The sequence below is a fragment of the Allomesorhizobium camelthorni genome (genome assembly GCF_011045125.1).
GTDB classification, from domain to species: domain Bacteria; phylum Pseudomonadota; class Alphaproteobacteria; order Rhizobiales; family Rhizobiaceae; genus Allomesorhizobium; species Allomesorhizobium camelthorni.
Window position 1 is genome coordinate 1 of the sequence record NZ_JAAKZF010000295.1, and the last position, 835, is coordinate 835.

General features: G+C 62.5%; 1 protein-coding gene. It reads right to left on the reverse strand.

All coding sequences use genetic code 11. The annotated features are described in order from the left end of the window. Positions 1 to 835: vitamin B12 dependent-methionine synthase activation domain-containing protein (locus tag G6N73_RS35975; protein WP_281353030.1), on the reverse strand; the 835-nt coding region annotated here is incomplete at both ends.

An 835-nucleotide genomic window follows, 5' to 3' on the forward strand; every position in this document is an offset into this window, starting at 1 on the left:
CTTGGCGATCGCAACTTCCTCGATACCCGCAGTCACGACGAAGCCACCGACATAGTCGGGCTTGCCGCTCTCGACCGGCGCGACGAAATCCGACAGCGCCACGTTCGGCTTGCCGTCGCGTTTGGTTAGTTGCTGGCGCAGCGTGAAGAAGGTCGCGAGTTCCTGCGCACGTGTCTCATCCGTGAACAGGCGGATGTCGTCGCCGACAGCATTGGCCGGCCACAAGCCAATGACGGCCTTCGGAGCGAACCATTTCTCGTCGATGATCTTCCTCAGCATCGCCTGCGCGTCCTCGAAGAGTTGGCACGCGGCCGGGCCCTGCTTCTCGTCCTCAAGGAGTTTGGGGTAGCGGCCTTTCAGCTCCCACGTCTGGAAGAAGGGCGTCCAGTCGAAATAGTGGGCAAGCTCGTCCAGATCCCAGTCCGCGAACACCCTGGTGCCGAGGAATGATGGTTTTGGCGGCTCGTAGTTCGCCCAATCGATCTTGTGGGCGTTGGCGCGAGCCCTGGCGAGCGGCAGCCGCAGCTTGTCGGCCTGTGAACGGTGATGCGCTTCGGTGACCTTTTTGTACTCGGCGCGCAAGGTCTCGATGTAGCCGTTCTTTGCATCTTTCGAGAGCAAGGCCGATACGACGCCGACGGCGCGGCTGGCGTCGTTCACATGGACGGCCTGACCCCTGGCATAGCGCGGATGGATCTTCACCGCCGTATGCACGCGACTTGTGGTGGCGCCGCCGATCAGCAGCGGTATGTCGAACCCCTCGCGCTCCATCTCGGAAGCGACATGCACCATCTCGTCGAGCGACGGCGTGATGAGGCCGGACAGGCCGACGATA